Here is an 18,040-nt window from a genome sequence, read left to right as displayed (position 1 = left end):
ATGTCCTCGGACTTAGAAGTCCTTGGAAACGTTCAGGTAGAACTGACGGCCGATAATGCCCGTCAGATACTGGCTCGAGAACGGATAGTTGCCGAGGCGGCTAGCCGAACCTGCGTAGATGCCGGAGCCGATTTCAGGCGCCATTTTGTTCGCGATATTGTTGATACCACCGATGATTTCGAACTGCTTGCCACGGTAACGCAGCGACAGATCGTGGGTCACAAACGGCGGGACCGAGGCCTTATAGGTGTAGGTGCCGGCAGCATTGCCGCCCGTTTCACCGTAGAAGCCCAGGTTCGAGGCGGAACCGGTGTAGTTGACAGTCCAGGCCATCGTCCAATCCTTATGGCGGAACTTGGTTTGGACGTCACCAACCCAGTTCGGCTGGCCGATAGTGCCTTGCGAGTTGACGATCGGGCCACCGGGGTAGGACTGCGAGATGTAGTACTTGTACCAGCTGAACTGCGCATCGGACGACAGACGGCCGAAGTTAAATTCATGCTCATAACCGACCGTGTAGTCGATACCTGCCGTGGTTTCCGTCGGGATATTGCGATAGCTGCCATCGATGGTCGTGATCGCAAACGCATTTTGCCCGGTGCCTGGATTACGGGTGAACAGGTCACAGAAGCCGGGTTGCGACCGGAATTCGGGACGACCATAGCACGCGCCGACGATTGCACCACCGCTCGAAGTGATCTGATTGCTGATCTTGGTCTTCCAGAAGTCGATCGCGAGCTTGAAGCCCGTGTTCGGCGGCGTCACGACGAAGCCGAGCGTCGTGGCGTAGGAGGTTTCCGGTTCCAGGTACTTACCGCCACCCGTGATGATTTTGGCGGACGGATTGCTGCCGGTGTAGTTGTCCGGAATGCCGTCTGCGGCACAGTTGGCTCGGATAGTGGCATTGACCTTGTACTCGCCATCGGCACCCTTTTGACCGTAGTTGATACACGGGTCGACCGAGGTCTGGCTGAGGTAGCCGCTCTGGTTGTTCAGATACAGCTCGTACAATGCCGGGGCGCGGAAGGAGCTGCCGGCTGTGCCGCGAATACGGAAGATATTATCGACCGCCCAGTTGAAGCCCGCCTTATAGGTGGTGGCGTCACCAACAGAGTCATAGTTGCTGTAACGACCCGACAGGCTGACCGTCAGGTCTTCGAAAAGGAATTTGCCACGGATGACCGGGATTTCCAATTCGCCGTAGGCTTCCGACAGGCGATCGGAGCCCTTGGTGATGCCCGAAGACGTGCGGTTATAGGAATTGCCCGCCCGCGACAGTTCACCCGGCACGTCGTTGATCTTGTCTTCGCGGAAGCTGATACCGAAGGCACCACCCAGGGCACCGGCCGGCAGTTGCATAATGTCACCGGTAATGGTGGCTTCAGCGGTCAACTGCGAATAGTCGGTCTTGCCGTGATCTGTGGTGAAATAATAGGCCTCTTCGGCCGGACTCAGACGCCCCGTCGTTTGCGACGTCACCGAGAACAGGTTGAGCGGCACGCAGCCGGCCGGTGCACCAGCGCCACATTCCGGTATGTCCACGAATTCGTTCTGATCGAAGCCGGTGCCCCAGTTGACGCGGTCAGCATAGACGGCGGTGCTGTCATATTTGCCGACGCTCTTCGAATAGGACACGTAGGCATCCCAGTTCCAGGTCTTCAGCGTACCACGGACACCACCGAGGACGCGGCCCAGATCAACCTTTTGAGACGAGTTGACCTGATAGATGCTGACCGGTTGAGCATAGAGGCCGTGTGGCCCAAGGCCGAAGGCAGCCTGTTGCGCCGGCGTGAATTGCGAGGGCAGGATGTTGACCGAAGAGAAGGACGAATAATAGGGGAACAGTTCGCCATAGCTGCGTTGCGACGACTTGCGCTCACCGAACATCAGTTCGGTGTACAGTTCGGCACCACCCAGCCAATCCGGGCGATATTGGCCCTGAGCGAATATCGACCCGCGCTTGACCGGAGAAATGGCGGTCGTGTCGAGGGCGGCGGCAGGGTTGTCGTCTTCCCAGACAACGGTCGCACCTGTGCCGTCATATTTCACGTAGTCATTCAGCGGCCCACTCGTGTGCCCTGGGGCGTAGAAGTAGTAGTCACCCTTATAACCGTCGATAACGGCACCGCCGAAAATGCCTGCCGCGCTGTAGCACTTGTAATTGCCGGTCCGTGGATCGATCCGGTCATTACGTGATCCGTCCGACGTCTTGTAACGCAGCAATTGCGGACAGGCCAGGCCGTCACGTTGCTTGAACGTCAGCGCTTGCTGCTCGTAATACTCGCCGGAGATCAGGAAGCTGCCCTTGTCGAGGGTCTTGCCATACATGGCCGAGACAGAGGAGCTATCGCCGCCGTCCTTTTCGGACTTCAGGCCCGACGCTTCGATATGGAAGCCATCGAAGTTCTTGGTAGTGATGATATTCACAACGCCCGCGACGGCGTCGGACCCGTAGATCGACGATGCGCCATCCTTCAGGATTTCGTAGCGGGCGACCAGCGACTGCGGGATGAAGTTCAGGTCAACCGGACCGACCGTGCCGGACACACCGGCGGGCGGCATACGACGGCCGTTGATAAGGACCAGAGTACGCTGAGCGCCAAGGCCACGCAACGACAGGGTGTTGATGCCCGCGCCACCGTCAACGACATAGCCGGTGAAGGTGTTGTTGATCTGGCCGGAACCGGCGGCGATGGAGGAGCTTTGCAGAACCTGAGCGGCATCGATCATGCCAGCCATGGTCGATTTTTCAGACGTGATGACCTGAACAGGCGCCGCCGAGGTGAACTCGCTGCGGCGAATGCGCGAACCGGTAACAACGATTTCGGTCGTTTTTTCGGGCGTCGTCGTATCCGTCGTAGTGGTGGTGGCGGTCGTCGTTGTGGTCGCGTCCTGCGCGAAGACCGGCAGGCCAAAGGCCAGACTTGTCAGGATAGTTCCCGCAAGCAGAACCTTGCGGGTAGAAATTGTCGATTTCGACATATAATGCCTCCAAATAAATAAGCCGCCATCCCCCCGGACAAAAGTGACACTATGCCGACACAAATTTGACGCAATAGCGAAACGGTTTCATTTGAAAGATCATTGGCAGGTGTGATGACTTTGTCGCACTTGCGAACGACGAAGGCCCCGCAATTGCTTGCGGAGCCCTTGTTTTATTACAAAACATTAATGTAACGCAGTTACCACATCACTTGATCAAACCGCATTTCGGCGACTTCAGATAGTCTTCCATCAGGCCGAGCGACTCCTCCTGCCATTCGGTATGCCATGGCAGGGTGTGCCACATTCCCTTGATCTCGTGGTATTCGACATCCTTGCCCGCCGACTTCATAGCGGCGTAGAACATGCGCGAATGCTCGGTATCGGCCTGGCGATCGTGGTCACCATGGTAAAGCATGATAGGGATATTGGCCTTATCGACATTCTTAAGTGGATCCATGCCGTCAACCGTCTTGCCCTGGATGTCACGCTGGATATGGCTGTCGCCCCACAGGTTGCCGATACGTTGCAGGCTGGAAACGCCCGCCCCGGCGATGGCGCATTTATAAGGGCTGTTCGGCCGTACACTGGCGGCAATCGCCGCGAAGCCGCCGTAAGAATAACCGAAAATAGCCATACGCTTCGGATCGGCGACTCCCTTGGACACCAGATAGGCGGCCGCGTCGTCGTTGTCGTCCGACATCTTCTTGCCCCACTCCTTGTCGCCCGCCTTCCACAGCTTGTCGCCCCAGCCTTCCGAACCGCGATACTGCGGCTGGATGACGGCGATGCCGCGGGTGGCGAAGAACTGTGTCCAGCCCGCCGGATCCCAGTCTGCTTCGTCGCGCGACCAGGGGCCGCCATGCGGCATGACGATCAGCGGAACCGGTCCCTGATCAGGCGTCCAGCCGGCGGGATAGGTGATGAAGGCTGGAATTTCCAGACCGTCGCGCGCCTTATAGGTCACATATTCGAACTTGCCGAGGGTTTTCGGGTCGATCCATGGCTTGGCCGCGCCGATCGGCTGAAGCTTGCCATCCTTGTAGAGGTAATATTGCGGCGGCATGTCCGGAGCTTCGACGTCGACCACGGCCATATCATAGGTGTCGCGGTTGATGGTCAGATATACATTCTTGCCGGGGAAACTGGCCTCGATCGATTTTTGTATCGCCGCCCATTTTTCATCGAGATAGCTGATCGTCGCCGACGGGCCGTTCACCCGAACCGCGAAAATTTCCGTCTTCTTGGCGGCGCGGTCGATGCGGAAACCAACACTGCTGATGTCGTAGCGATCGCTGGCAAACAGAGGTTCCTTCGAGAAGGTCTGCGCCTTGATGTCGTAATCATAGATGGCGGCGTGGTCGCCATTGAGGTTGGAGGCGACGACCAGTTGGTTCGGATCGGTATCAAAGCCAAGGATTGACACCAGCTTGCGGTCCTTGACCATATAGCTAAGCGGCGCCTGATATACCCATTGGCCGGTCGCCTTGTCCTTGATGTAGACCTTGTACCAGAACTCACCGTTCACGGTATCCAGCTGCTCCTTGATCAGCGGTTCGCCCGTCGCCAGATCCACACCAGCGGCGACATAACTGAATTCCGTCGACCCGAGTGCAACGGTACGCGTCTTGCCGGTCTTGGTATCCAGTTCAAAGATTTTCTGGGCGCCGTCATCCGGATCGATGGTTTGCATCAGCACCTTGCTGTCGTCGTAGAGATTGCGATTGAAGATGCTGGCGGAGACGCCACGATCCATGGCGTCGCGCATATCCTTGTTCAGCGTACCCGTGATGCGAAACGGCTCTTCAATCTTTTTACCTTCCAGATCGGAATAGTAGACCTTGCGGATGAAGGTCGGCTTGCCGTCGTAGCCGGTGATCGGCTGTTCAGTCATGAAGTAGATCTTGTCGTTCGAGAAGAACTCCACCGCATCGATGCGCTGCGTCTTCGACGGTATCCAGATCGGTGTCTTCGACAGGTCGGACGTGTCCCAGATCGAAATAACCGGCCATTGCTGGCCCTTGACGGCGATCAGGGCGGCGATGTGCTTGCCGTCCGGAGAAATGGTCACACCGGTCATGGCGTCATATTGCGCCAGGTCGGCAATCGACAAAGGCTTTGCCGGCGGCGTGTAGGCGGCGCTGGCCTGACCGGCCATGGCGCCCAAGCCGAGCGCGGTGCCAAAGGCCACGGCGGCGGCCGTTTTCAAGAGTTTCATAGAAAGGGTGGACGACCTGCGCATGCTGCGGCACTCCATTTGAACAGATTTGCGGCAGAGAATTGACCCTCCCCTGACAGGCCGTCAACCCGAATGTGGCAAAATCGTGAAAGAAATTGCAGCTGTTACCAATTTTTAATGTCGGCCGGACCGGCACGCGCACGATTAACGCCTTATATATCGCCGTTATTTGACAGGGGTGAAAACATAGGTCGTGCGCGGCGGCACGATGACGGTAAGCTTGCCCGATTGGCTGGTCAGCGGTGTCGGCGTGAGCTCGCCTGTGACCCGAAGCGACTGCACGAATGTCCCCTCCCCCAATGACACCGTCACCCCCTGCGGTAGATCCGACAGGTTGACCAGCACCGCCGCCTTGTCGTCAGCATTGGTGCGGGTGAAGATCAGCGCCGAATCGCCGGCCTTGGACTGGACCTCCAACCGGCCCGTCCCGAACACCGGATGGTCGCGGCGCAAGGTGTAGAGCGCGCGATAATATTCAAGTATAGAGGACGGATCTCCTGCTTCGATGGCGACGTTCTGGCTGGCGACATTAATCGCGACGTCGCGGTACGGTGTGCCGTTCGTAAAGCCGGCCGTGCGAGGATAACCGGTCCAGCTCATGGGCGAGCGAAGTCCCGGATCGTTATGGGTGCCGCCATTGCTCATCCCGATCTCTTCGCCATAGTAGGAAAACGGCGTGGTGGACGCCAGGATGGAAATCGCCGCCGACAACCGGTAGCCGGCGAAGCCGTTGACCCCAAACTGGTTGGTCAGGCGGTCACCGACATAGGCATCATGGCTTTGCAACGCCAACGGCATCACGGCTTCGTTAGGATTGGCAAGCTGGCGGATCAGCGGCGCCTGGACGATGCCGGTCTTGGCGCTTTCGATGATCGATTGCTGTACGCCATAGGCAAACGCGCTACAGGCGTGGACGTACATATCCGCGCCTTCCGACGCCTCACAGATCATGTAGCGATTATCGTATTCGTCCAGGGTATGGCGCAGCTTTGCGACAATGCCGGGATTGGCCGGATTGTTGAAATAGCTTGTCTTGCCATCTTCGATGAGCATGGTGACGGCATCGAGCCGGAAGCCGTCGACGCCCTTGTTCATCCAGAAGCGCATCGTATCCTGAAGATAGGTAATGACCTTAGGGTTTTTCAGGTTCCAGTCGGGCATGCTGTCGGAAAAGACGCCGTAGTACTGGCCGACACCACCGGGAACGGTTTTTGCTACGGGCTTCCACGGATCGGTCCAATAGGCGCCGCTGACGCCGGCCATCGTCTTGTCGTACCAGCCCGGATTTTTGTCGGCAAAAACATACCAGTCCCTATACGGGCTTGTTCGCGAGCGGGCGGCGTCCTGAAAAATGGCGTTGCCGCTGCCCGAATGGTTTATGACAAAATCGATGATGACGCCTATGCCCCGCTTGTGCGCTTCAGCAATGAAGCGGTCGAAATCAGCCATGGTGCCGTAGGCCGGCTCGACGGCGCGATAATCGTTGACGGCGTAACCGTGGTCGCCGTCCTGGCTCGGCATCATCGGCATCAGCCAGATGCCCGTCACGCCGAGGGATTGCAGATAGTCGAGTTGCGAGGTCAGGCCATTGAAATCGCCGACGCCATCGCCATCGCTGTCCTTATATGACCGTACGAAGATTTCCATAAAGGCGGCGGTCTTGTTCCAGTCCTTGGGCAGGGCGCTGGCCTTATGTTCGACAGCGACCGCCGACACGTCGATCTGGGCGCGGGCGTTGCCCCCCAGTAGGGCGAGCACGGAGACGGCGGCGCTAAACGCCATACGCGTAAAAGACATGATCAGCTCCCTGTTTTGGCGCAGGGTGACAGGTCATATCCGCCTTGGGAAGTTGAATACGTATGCGCGGCTTACCGCTCCATGATGCGGACGTCGCGCCAGTTGGGTTGAAACGACCAGATCTTGGCGCCATGAGCCGCGATGACGATCCGGCGATCGCCGCGCCAGCCGACCGAAATATCCGCAGGCCTGTCGGGGTGGGCGTCATCGAAAGTGGCGACGGTCCTGCCACCCTTCATCAGGCCTTCGTTTCGGCGCAGCACGACTTCCTTGACGGCGGATGAGCCGACACAGGTCTTGGCGACAATATCGACGGTATAGCGTCCGGTCGGAGAGGCGATGGTTTTCAGATGCTCTTCGTGACAGAGGCCCAGACGGTTGCAACCCGTGAGGCTGAGGGTAAGCCCTGCGGTCAATATAATCAGGCAAGACGTGCGTACGCCCATGGCCCGGCATTACTCCCTGCGCGATTCGACAACCGCCTTGCCATTACCATACACCTTAAGGATTAAAACTTTCCACAGGTCCAATTTTACACAGCCTGGGGATAAGATCGCATCCATCTGTATTTACAGAGTCTTTATGCGATACGTTTCGTCTCTCATATTATCCCGATGTGGATAAGGGGTATTCTGGCTGGGAATAAGGAGCGCAGCCATGGACATCTACACCTATATCATCCGCGATCACCGTAAGGTCGCCGGTCTGATGGAAGAGCTAATGGCCATCCGTCTCCCCACTGTGCGTCAGACCCTGTTCGACCAGATAAAAGCCGAACTGATCCTGCATAATGATAGCGAGGAACGCACCTTCTATGCCGCGCTGGAACACGCCACCCAGACCCAGGATATGAATAACCGGCTTGAGAGCGCCGAGCACGAGCACCATGAGGTCAAGGCGATTTTGCACGTCATGAGCCGCCTGTCGATTTCCAGCGAAGAATGGATGGAAAAGTTCGGCGAACTGAAGTTTGCCATCGAGCACCATGTCGCCAAGGAGGAAGGCGAAGTGTTCGTCCGCGCGAAGGACATCATCTCACCGCTCGATGCCCACAGGCTGGCCTTGCAGATGGACGCGCTGAAGCAACAGTTGCGCGCCAACCTCCACGCGACGGCGGACTGATCACCGGTAATTGGCCTTTTTCAGCACCACTGGCAGGGCAAGCAAATAGAGCCCCGCGCCGATTATCCAGACCAGTCCGGGAAAATGATCTCTGGAAAAGAAATAGATGTTCAGGATGAGGATGGGTCCGATAATGGCGGCAAGGCTTTGGAGGCTGGCGAGGACACCTTGCAACTGTCCCTGACGATCTTCGGACACCTGCTTGCTGATAACGGCTGTAAGCACGCTTGGTCCTATTCCGCCAATACATAACAATGGAATGAGGAGCCAGATGAACGCGCCCTTCGTGACGAGACCGAGCGCGACATAGCATGCCATATCCGCGACAATACCTAGCAGCAAGGCGCCACGCTCGCCCAGACGTTGCGTCACCGGTCCGACCATAAAGGCCTGGGCCAAGGCATGAAACAGCCCAAACAAAGTGAGCGACAGGCCGACGGTCAGGCCTTCCCAGCCATAGCGGTGATGGACATATAGCACCCAGACACTGCCGCCAATTTCGCCGATGACGGCAAATAGCCCTGCCGCCATCAACAAGGCGACTATTCCCTTAAAAGCCCCGATTTCGACCAGCGGTGCGAGGGGATTAAGCTTCTCCGTCGATGGCTCTGCGGCGCGGCTTTCAGGCAGAACAAACAGACACATCGCCAGATTAAGGCCGGTAAGCACCGCCGCAGCGGCGAAGGGCCACATCAGACCGATTTCCCGCAACATACCGCCGGCGGCCGGCCCTAGAATAAAGCCGACGCCCATGCAGGCGCTAAGCTGTCCAAACCGTTTCGCCCGTTCGTCGGGTGTGGAAATGTCGGTTAGATAGGCCGAAGCGACCGACATGTTGGCGCCAGTAATTCCCGCGACGGCGCGCGCCACGAACAAGACCCAGAGCGGCGGCAGGCAAGCCATCACGGCATAGTTGGCCACCGCCCCGACCAGGGACAGCGTGAGGACAGGCTTGCGGCCGATGCGATCGCTCAAACCGCCCAGCAGCGGTGCGCAGAGAAACTGCATGAGGGCGTAGAGCGACAGAAACAAACCATAGGCAAGGCCGGTGGTCGCCCCCGTTTCATTGGCTCCGAACAGGTCCGGCAGGACGGGCAGCACCAAGCCTATTCCGGCCATGTCGAGTGTGACGGTCAGGAAGATGGTGGCGAGCGGCAGGTTCAGCTTCAGTTTCATCCCCAGGCGCATAGCACACGGCGGTCAGTGATCACAGAGCCATACCGCGCAAGCCGTCGCGGCATGCCGTCAGAACTAAAATGCCTCAAGGGGCCGCCGTCGGACGCGGCTGGACTCGAAAGAGGGATAACACCCAGTAGACGACTGCCGCCGCGAAAAAGGCCGGCAGGGTCGCGCCGAGTGCTGGCATACGCGCCAGCACGATGTAATAGGTGGCGATCCCGATCACCCACGCCGCAAAGGCGATCAGGTGTAGACCGAACGTAAAGCCATATATGCCGTTCGGATTGCGGATTTGCCCCACCTCTACCTGCCGTTTTCGGATCAGGAAATGATCGACCAGCAGCACACCGTACAGCGGCGTAAACACCGATCCAATAGCGTATAGAAACGTCATGAAGCCCGACATGGGCACGAAGAGCGCGATCGCTGTGCAGACGATGCCGAACAGGATCGCCAGATGCTTGATACGGAAATGCAGTAGCGCCCCCAAAGAGGTAGCGGCCGAGAAGATATCGGCAAAGATGTTGTCCGTCTCGTCGATCAGGATGAACAACAGGGCCAGCCCGCCGCCGGTCATGGCCAGGGCCGACAGCAGCATATTGTCCGGATTGTAGGCGGCGCTCACAGCATAGGCGGCGCCGAGCGCGAAAAACCAGATATTGGCGATAGCGTAACCGGCGGCGCTGCCGCGGAACATGCCCTTGGCGCTTTTGCCGAAGCGGGCATAGTCGGCGATTAGCGGCAGCCACGACAAAGGCATGGCGATGACCAGATCGATGCCTCCGCCCAATGACAGCGAGCCATCGCCCTTGCGCGCCAGGGCGGCGGTGAGGTCAGGCCCCGAAATCAGGGTGAAAGTGAGCCAGGCCGCACCCGCCAGCAGCAGCCAGATGCCATAGCTGCGCAGGAAGCGGCGAATAAAGCCGAGCGGCCCCATTATAGCCAGCCCCGTTGCCGCCGCACCGAACAGCAGCGTCCATATGGCCGGCGCGCCAAATTGGAAGGTGTTCTGCGACAGGGTGTTGGCTGCATCGCGCATGGCGATGATTTCGAACGCGCCCCAGCCCACCAGTTGCACGATATTGAGCACCGCCGCGACCGAGGCGCCGCGCACGCCCAGGGTCGGGCGCAGCGCGGCCATGGTGGCCAGGCCGGTATCCGCACCGATCACCCCGGCCAGACCCAGCAGAACCGCGCCGGCGCATGAGCCCACGGCGATGGCCGCCAGAGCTTCGACAAGCGACAGGCCGGGGATCAGCGCCGCCCCGGCCTGAAGCACCAGCAGGCCTATACCGAGCGAAAACCACAAGGAAAAGGCATCCAGCGCCGACAGCTTGCGCTTGTTGACCGGCACGGGGACCAGAGGATCATAGGCTTCCTGATCGGAAATCGGCAAATTATCGGACATGCACCAACGCTTCTGGAATCGGGGAAACCGTCATCCTTAGCAGAGCGGCATCTTTACGCAAGAAAACCACCCCGGATGCGCGGAGTGCCTTTATACAAACGTCATGGCCGTCAACTGATGACGTTTGGCCATGACGTTTGGCCATGACGTTTGGTAAGGGCGACCGCCCGCCGCCTATGCGGCGAGCCATGCGGCATTTGAGCTAAAAAAAGGCGAATACCAATGAAGCGGTTCTACACCGCGCACATGGTATTAGCCGCGGCCGCCGATCAGATCGCCCAGCCCGCCCAGGACGGAGCCTTCGCCGCGCGAGGGCCCGCCACCGCCAATCGCCGCGCCAATGCGCCCGGCCAGACGCGCGAACGGCAGGGACTGTATCCACACCTTGCCCGGCCCGGTCAGTTGCGCGAAGAAGACCCCTTCCCCGCCGAAGATCATAGACTTGACGCCACCCGCCTGGATCAGGTCGAAATCGACCGTATCGGTAAAGGCCGCCACGCAGCCCGTATCGACATGCAGTTGTTCACCCGCCTTCAGTTCGCGTTCGATGACCATGCCGCCGAACTGGACGAAGATCCAGCCATCGCCTTCGAGCTTCTGCATGATGAACCCTTCGCCGCCGAACAGCCCGGTCATGATGCGCTTTTGAAAGGCAATACCGAGCGATACACCCTTGGCCGCCGCCAGAAAGGCGTCCTTTTGACAGATCAGGCGGCCGCCGACCTGATCGAGCTTGATCGGGATAATCGCACCCGGCACCGGCGCGGCGAAGGCGACCCGCGCCTTGCCATGACCATTATGCGTGAAGACGGTGGTGAACAGGCTTTCGCCGGTGACGAGGCGTTTGCCGGCGCCGAGCAACGCGCCCATGAAACCGCCTCCCTGCTGACCCGAACCGTCACCGAAAACGGTGGTCATGCCGACCGACGCATCCTTCCATACCATGGCGCCCGCTTCCGCGACAGCGCTCTCGCCGGGGTCGAGCTCGATCTCGAGGAATTGCAATTCCTGGCCCTTGATGTCGAAATCGATATCGTCCGCGATGCCCGACTTGGCATGATGATGGGTGACGGGAACGGATGGGGTGCCGAACATGGGAGTCCTCTCAATGGTTGGGACTTCAGACTTGGGGATTGCGAAGACAATGTTGAAGAGGATTACGCATATTTAAGGTAGGCCCAGACCTCTTTAACGTCGTCGCAGGCCTCAGCCCCTGGGCGCGGGCACGAAACATCTTGACGCCCTCGCCTGGTCCCCTATGCTCCGCCGCAGTTCACCGGAGTGTCCGCAAGCCTATGCGGGCTGAGACTGGAGGCTTGAAGCCGCCTCCTAAAACCGCCGAACCTGATCCGGGTCATGCCGGCGAAGGGAGATGGATACGCTATGGCCCTAAAGCAGCGAAGCGATAGGGTGAAGAGTAGTCCTGAAGCAGCGACGCGATGGGGCGAGAAGTAGCCTTAAAGCAGCGAAGCGACAGGGTGAAAAGTGGCTCTCGAGCAGCGAGGCGATAGGGCAACAAAACAGCCCTCAAGCAGCGAAGCGGTAGGGCAACAAAAATAGCGCCCGCGATCTACGCGCATGATCCTTCTGAATTTGGAAGGATTTTACAATGAACAAGCCAGTTGTCGCCAAGGCGATCAAGGTCGAGAATTCCCCCATTCCCGGCTCGCATAAGGTCTATCAGTCGGGCACGCTGTTTCCCGACATCAAGGTGCCGTTCCGCGAGGTTTGCGTCCACCACACCGCCCGCGAAGCCCCGCTCACCATCTACGATTCATCTGGTCCCTATACGGATGAAACCTTCACACCGGACATCGCCCGGGGGCTGCCGCGTCTGCGCGAACAGTGGATCGTTGATCGCGGCGATGTCGAATATATCGAGGCCCGCGAGGTCAAGCCGGAAGACAATGGCAATGTCTCCGAAGGCAAGCTGGCACCGCAATTCCCCAACCTGCCCAAAGTGCTGCGCGCCCGCGACGGCAAATCCGTCACCCAATTCGAATATGCTCGCCGCGGCATCATCACGCCGGAAATGGAATATATCGCCATCCGCGAAAACCTGCGCCGTGCCGCCGACGCCGAAGTCATTCGCGACGGTGAGGATTTCGGCGCTTCGATCCCGGACTATATCACGCCGGAATTCGTCCGCGATGAAGTGGCACGCGGCCGCGCCATCATCCCCGCCAACATCAACCATCCCGAAGTCGAACCGATGATCATCGGCCGCAACTTCCTGGTCAAGATCAACGCCAATATCGGCAATTCGGCCGTGACGTCCTCTATGGAGGAAGAGGTCGAAAAGATGGTGTGGGCGATCCGCTGGGGTGCCGACAACGTCATGGACCTGTCTACCGGCCGCAATATCCACAATATCCGCGAATGGATCATCCGCAATTCCCCCGCCCCCATCGGCACAGTGCCGATCTATCAGGCGCTGGAAAAGGTCAATGGCGTGGCCGAGGACCTGACGTGGGAGGTGTATCGCGACACCCTTATCGAACAGGCCCAGCAGGGCGTGGATTACTTCACCATCCACGCCGGCGTGCGTCTGGCCTATATCCATCTGACCGCCAAGCGCGTCACCGGCATCGTGTCGCGTGGCGGATCGATCATGGCGAAGTGGTGCCTGGCCCATCACAAGGAAAACTTCCTCTACACCCATTTCGAAGAGATCTGCGACATCATGCGCGCCTATGATGTGTCGTTCTCGCTGGGGGATGGCCTGCGTCCGGGTTCCATCGCCGACGCGAACGACGCGGCCCAATTCGCCGAACTCGATACCCTCGGTGAGTTGACGAAGATCGCCTGGGCCAAGGGCTGCCAGGTCATGATCGAAGGCCCCGGCCATGTGCCGATGCACAAGATCAAGGCCAATATGGACAAGCAACTGAAGACCTGCGGCGAAGCGCCCTTCTATACGCTTGGGCCACTGACCACCGACATCGCGCCGGGGTACGACCACATCACCTCGGCCATCGGCGCGGCCATGATCGGCTGGTACGGCACGGCTATGCTTTGCTACGTCACGCCAAAGGAGCACCTGGGCCTGCCCGACCGTAAGGACGTCAAGGACGGCGTCATCGCCTACAAGATCGCCGCCCATGCCGCCGACCTGGCCAAGGGACATCCCGGCGCACGTATGTGGGACGACGCCATGAGCCGCGCCCGCTTCGAATTCCGCTGGGAGGATCAGTTCAACCTGGGGCTCGATCCGGAAACGGCCCGCGCCTTCCACGACGAAACCTTGCCCAAGGAAGCGCACAAGACGGCGCATTTCTGTTCGATGTGCGGCCCGAAGTTCTGCTCGATGAAGATCAGCCAGGAGGTGCGTGACTTCGCCGCCGGCCTGACCGACAATGAGCGCGCCGATATCGAAAACAGCCATATCCAATCGGGCATGAGCGAGATGTCGCAGAAGTTCAAGGCTTTAGGGTCCGAAATCGACGTCCCCGCCGAATAAGGCGCACGACGCAACATTGGTCGCAAGTGAAGCGCAGGCGCAAAACGCCTGCGCTTTTTTCATGCCCGCCATACCGTGTGCGGGCCATCGCCAGAAATGTTTCCATTGCAACTTGTAAAGCGAAAGAGTTTCGCCTATATAGGGAAGGTCAGTCGTGACAGGGCGCGTGTTTTCAACCGCTGCCGGGCTGATGTATCCCTACATAAAAAAGGACTGCGCGGGTCAAACCGCCAGCAGATATACAATGCAAAACCAAAACAAAATCCTGAACTATCCCGTGCGTCCCGATCTGCGCGTCATTTCGGCCCGGGCCGCGCGCACGGTGAAGACCACGCTCGGCTTCAGTCCGCGTGAACTGCGCCGCCTGGTCGCCGACATGATCGATTGATCCTTTCTTCTGCACGTCGCGGAGACAACACGGCGGACGCCGATGTCGACGAGACAGACGCAGAATGGAGATACGGATGACGGCCCCCAGGGTTCGTCTCCCCATTATGATCGATAACAAAAACACCCCGCCCTTTTTCAAGGGCGGGGTGTTCCTGGTTTTGGGAAGGGCGCGCCAACACCCTCCCCCGTTTTCATCCGGCCTGCGGCAACCCGGAGAGGAAGCCAAACCGGACAAAAGGGGTGATCGCCGGACGAAGACAGGCTTCGCCCGGCTTTCGGCGCTTAGTAGGTCAGGTCGAAGCCCAGACGCATATAGCGCGGTGTGTTGTAATACGACGGCAGTCCGTAGTTCGGGTCGAGATTATCCGGGTTCCCGTAATCACGATCCAATTCGTATTCCGCATAGCGGCCGACGACGGCATGCTGATCGAACAGGTTGAAGATGTCCGCACGCAGGACCAGATTTCCGCCCATGGCATATTTCTCAGGCACGGTGTAGCGCATGGAAACGTCCAGGGTCTTGAGCCAGTCGCCCTTCAAGCCCTTGCCTTGCGGCGCGGGCTTGCCGCCACAGTAGTGCGTCAGCGCCTCGCCGTAACCATAGGCGTAGTCGTCGGTCGGGTGAACGCCGAGGCAGCCGATATGAACCGGCGACTGGACGAGCACATTGGCGCCGACCATAAAGTTGCTGTTGATCGCATAAGAGCCCCAGACCTTCAAGGTATGGGTACGATCATTCGGCAGCAGACCCGTGGCGTAGTCTTCGAAGCCCGGCGAATCGAAGGCGATCGTCGATCCGGCATCGCTTTGGGTTTGCAGGCCCGAATCAGACTTCACCGTGCCTTCATAGTTCCCGTAGGACTTCGACCAGGTATAGGAGCCTTGCAGGCCCCACTTGCCGTCGAAGGCGCGCTTGAAGTCGAACACCAGCGCCTGATATTCACGCTTGGGATTATGGAAGTGGCCGAGTTGGTCAGCCGTCAGGGTAATGGTCCGTTGCTCGGTTTCATTAGCCAGCGGCTGCTTCAGCCTGACCGTTACGTCGTGATCGCCAACATTCCATACATAGTAGGAGTTGGAGATAGTGCCGTCGGTATAGATCGAGCTGTCGAGGCCATTGGCATCCAGATAGGTAATGATAGCATTCTGGAAGTCGGAATCTTCGGACACGCGCTTCAGCTCACGATTGGTGTAGCTGACGCCAAGGCTCCACAGATCGTTGACACGATAGGTGGTGCCCAAGACAATTTCGTCTTCCTTTGTGGCCTTGAGGCCAAGCGCCGTCTTGGAGTTGGCGCCTTCCTGAGTGCCATTACCCAGAACGTAGCAACCCGCGAATCCCGCCTGGGCGGTCGAAAGGCCCGGCGCGCTGGTGATGTTTGAGGTGGGGCACGGCGCATCCCCGAGTTCGGCAAACTGCTCCCCAACCGCTTGCGGCAAGCCGGTCGTCGGATCGAGGACGAAGCCCCCAACCGGCGCCTTGAAGGCCGCGTAGTAGTACAGGTCCTTGCCGCGATAGCCGAGGTTCATAGCCGGCGGGATAAAGTTGGTGCCGTACGATCCATAGACCTTCCATTGGCCTTCACCCGTCGGGTCCCACGAGAAACCAAGACGCGGCGCAATGTTATTCTTGAGGTCAAGATAGGTCTGACCCGACAGGTTGTTCTGCTTGAAGTCGTCGTTACGCACACCGATCTGCAGGTTCAGATTCGGGGTGACGTCCCACGAGTCCTGGAGGTAGTAGGACTGGTTTTCAGCCGAAACATGCCCGCCGAGATTTTCATAGATGACGCGCACATAGTCTTCATTGGTCTTGGTGAGCGTACGGAAATTATATTGAACAGGCACAGCGCCGGTCAGGTAGTCCTGCTTCAACATGCTGTTTTCTTCGTGGTCGATACCAAAGCGGACGTGGTGACGTCCCACGAAGTCGAAGCGTACGTCGCCGTCAGCGCGCCAGAACTTGCGCTCGACATTGTCGATCGAGACGCCGGTGTTCTTTTGTGCCGAAATGGTTGGGTTTGTGCCGTCGGTACGACGATCCTTGACGGCGTAGCTTGCTGTGTCGGTCGGGATAATATTATCACGCGTCTTCATGTCGCCGATGGCGGCGGACACAGTGAACCAGTCCGTGACGTTGCCGGTATATTTGGCAACCCAGTTTTCGCCACCCAGGGCTTCGGTCGAATAGCCGTTCGGAGCGCCAATGGTCTCAGCGACATCGTCGAAGTCCCACTTGTTGATCTTGTCGGTACGACGTGTATTCCAATAGGTGAACTCCAGATGCTGCGTCGGCGTAATGTAGCCGTCCAGCTTCAGACCGTAGAAGGGATCGGTGTTCTTGGTCTTCTGGTAGTAGCCAGACTGCGTATTGGCCAGGGTCGTGTAGGTGTCGCTCGCCTGATACATACCGTAGGCGAACAGGTGATCCTTGATGATCGCGCCGCCAGCTTCGACGGACAAGGAGTTGTCCTGGGCGGTGGCGAACTTGCCGTTGCGGTTATAGGCATCGGCCTGGTCGGAGCGCAGATCGGACGGTTGGTAGTTGCCATGGACGGCAAACATGAACTCGTTCGAGCCCGACTTGGTCGTCGCATTGACGACGCCGCCCGTGGCGCGACCAAATTCGGCGGCATAACCGCCGGTCTTGACTTCGATAGTCTTGTAGAAATCGAACGGAACATCGGCGCCGCCGACATAGGTGTCGGGGTTGGTGACATTAAGGCCGTTGATATAGTAGGCGTTTTCAGCGACCGAACCGCCGCCGAACGAGGCGACGTCGCCGAATCCGGGGTTGCCCTTGGTGACGGTGGGCGCCAGCATGGTTACGGCCGTCAGGGTGCGCGCGATCGGTTGCTGCGACATCAGGGTGTCGAGATCGACAACCAGGCCGGTCGTCGTCTTGGTGAAGTCCTGGCGGACGCGCTTGGCCTTGACTACGACGGTCTGAATTGCGCCAGTCGCCTGCAGCGCGGCTTCGAGCCGAACTTCCTGCGAAATGACGACGTTGACGCTGGCTTGATAATTGTCATAGCCGTCGGCAGAAACGACGATGTCGTAATTGCCGGGCGCCAGACCGCTGGCCGAAAAGCCGCCGGACGCATTGGACGTCAGGTTGCGGGCCTGGCCTTGCGCGGTATTGGTCAGGGTGATGGTGGCACCTGATACGGGCTTGCCGTCGGCATCTGTGACGGTGCCGGTCAGGGCGCCTGAGGTATAGTCCTGGGCAACGGCCGTAGCCGGCGCGAGGATTGCAATTGTTGCGAGGAAGGCTGGCGCGGCCATAAGGGCCGTGCAGATGGTCGTCGTCGCCATCAGCGTGCGACGGGCAGTTCCTTTTTTCAATTTCATCTCCGGGTTTGCAATTTATAGGCGTGTGCCGGCCTGTACCCCGCAAGCGGCAAGTCTCAAATGTCACAACTGTGTGACAAAGTATATTAAAATTAGTACAATTTAGTCGCAA

At 58.7% G+C, this 18,040-nt stretch carries 11 protein-coding genes and 1 riboswitch; of the genes, 3 read left to right on the top strand and 8 right to left on the bottom strand.

The features are described from left to right. Positions 1 to 12: 12 nt before the first annotated feature. The 4 genes from AEAC466_RS36210 to AEAC466_RS36195 form a co-directional block, all read right to left on the bottom strand. Positions 13 to 2,982 (bottom strand): TonB-dependent receptor plug domain-containing protein, encoded by a 2,970-nt coding sequence (locus AEAC466_RS36210; protein ID WP_023458780.1) that lies wholly within the window; start codon positions 2,980 to 2,982, stop codon positions 13 to 15. Positions 2,983 to 3,190: 208 nt separating this feature from the next. Further along, positions 3,191 to 5,200, bottom strand: a complete 2,010-nt coding sequence (locus tag AEAC466_RS36205; RefSeq protein ID WP_023458779.1) for an alpha/beta hydrolase family protein — start codon at positions 5,198 to 5,200, stop codon at positions 3,191 to 3,193. A 186-nt stretch (positions 5,201 to 5,386) separates the two neighbouring features. Then, positions 5,387 to 7,018: an alpha-amylase family glycosyl hydrolase gene (locus tag AEAC466_RS36200; RefSeq protein WP_023458778.1), complete on the bottom strand. Its 1,632-nt coding sequence runs from the start codon at positions 7,016 to 7,018 to the stop codon at positions 5,387 to 5,389. 71 nt (positions 7,019 to 7,089) lie between these two features. After that, positions 7,090 to 7,464, bottom strand: a complete 375-nt coding sequence (locus AEAC466_RS36195) for a hypothetical protein (RefSeq protein WP_023458777.1) — start codon at positions 7,462 to 7,464, stop codon at positions 7,090 to 7,092. 211 nt (positions 7,465 to 7,675) lie between these two features. Here AEAC466_RS36195 and AEAC466_RS36190 point away from each other — a divergent pair, with 211 nt between their 5' ends. Beyond that, complete coding sequence (locus AEAC466_RS36190; protein WP_023458776.1) at positions 7,676 to 8,140, top strand: hemerythrin domain-containing protein; 465 nt, start codon at positions 7,676 to 7,678, stop codon at positions 8,138 to 8,140. Here AEAC466_RS36190 and AEAC466_RS36185 read toward each other — a convergent pair whose 3' ends face one another. From AEAC466_RS36185 to AEAC466_RS36175, 3 genes are all read right to left on the bottom strand, one after another. Then, positions 8,141 to 9,316 (bottom strand): TCR/Tet family MFS transporter, encoded by a 1,176-nt coding sequence (locus AEAC466_RS36185; RefSeq protein ID WP_081714656.1) that lies wholly within the window; start codon positions 9,314 to 9,316, stop codon positions 8,141 to 8,143. A gap of 85 nt (positions 9,317 to 9,401) precedes the next feature. After that, on the bottom strand, positions 9,402 to 10,727 hold the full coding sequence (cytX, locus tag AEAC466_RS36180; RefSeq protein ID WP_023458774.1) for a putative hydroxymethylpyrimidine transporter CytX: 1,326 nt from the start codon (positions 10,725 to 10,727) through the stop codon (positions 9,402 to 9,404). 252 nt (positions 10,728 to 10,979) lie between these two features. Further along, the gene (locus AEAC466_RS36175; protein WP_023458773.1) at positions 10,980 to 11,822 is read right to left on the bottom strand and encodes a TIGR00266 family protein; all 843 of its coding nucleotides are present in this window, start codon (positions 11,820 to 11,822) and stop codon (positions 10,980 to 10,982) included. A 172-nt stretch (positions 11,823 to 11,994) separates the two neighbouring features. Beyond that, a riboswitch (TPP riboswitch) is annotated at positions 11,995 to 12,116 on the top strand. A 220-nt stretch (positions 12,117 to 12,336) separates the two neighbouring features. Between AEAC466_RS36175 and thiC the strand changes: the two genes are divergently transcribed. Both thiC and AEAC466_RS36165 read left to right on the top strand, forming a co-directional pair. Further along, positions 12,337 to 14,187 (top strand): phosphomethylpyrimidine synthase ThiC, encoded by a 1,851-nt coding sequence (gene thiC, locus AEAC466_RS36170; RefSeq protein ID WP_023458772.1) that lies wholly within the window; start codon positions 12,337 to 12,339, stop codon positions 14,185 to 14,187. A gap of 244 nt (positions 14,188 to 14,431) precedes the next feature. Then, positions 14,432 to 14,575, top strand: a complete 144-nt coding sequence (locus AEAC466_RS36165) for a hypothetical protein (protein ID WP_155913694.1) — start codon at positions 14,432 to 14,434, stop codon at positions 14,573 to 14,575. A gap of 284 nt (positions 14,576 to 14,859) precedes the next feature. Here AEAC466_RS36165 and AEAC466_RS36160 read toward each other — a convergent pair whose 3' ends face one another. Next, a complete protein-coding gene (locus AEAC466_RS36160; protein WP_162148956.1) occupies positions 14,860 to 17,922 on the bottom strand; it encodes a TonB-dependent receptor in 3,063 nt (1,020 codons plus the stop codon). Positions 17,923 to 18,040 lie beyond the last annotated feature (118 nt).

Source organism: Asticcacaulis sp. AC466 (assembly GCF_000495815.1).
Taxonomy (GTDB): Bacteria; Pseudomonadota; Alphaproteobacteria; order Caulobacterales; family Caulobacteraceae; genus Asticcacaulis.
This window is presented reverse-complemented; position numbering and strand designations above follow the sequence as displayed.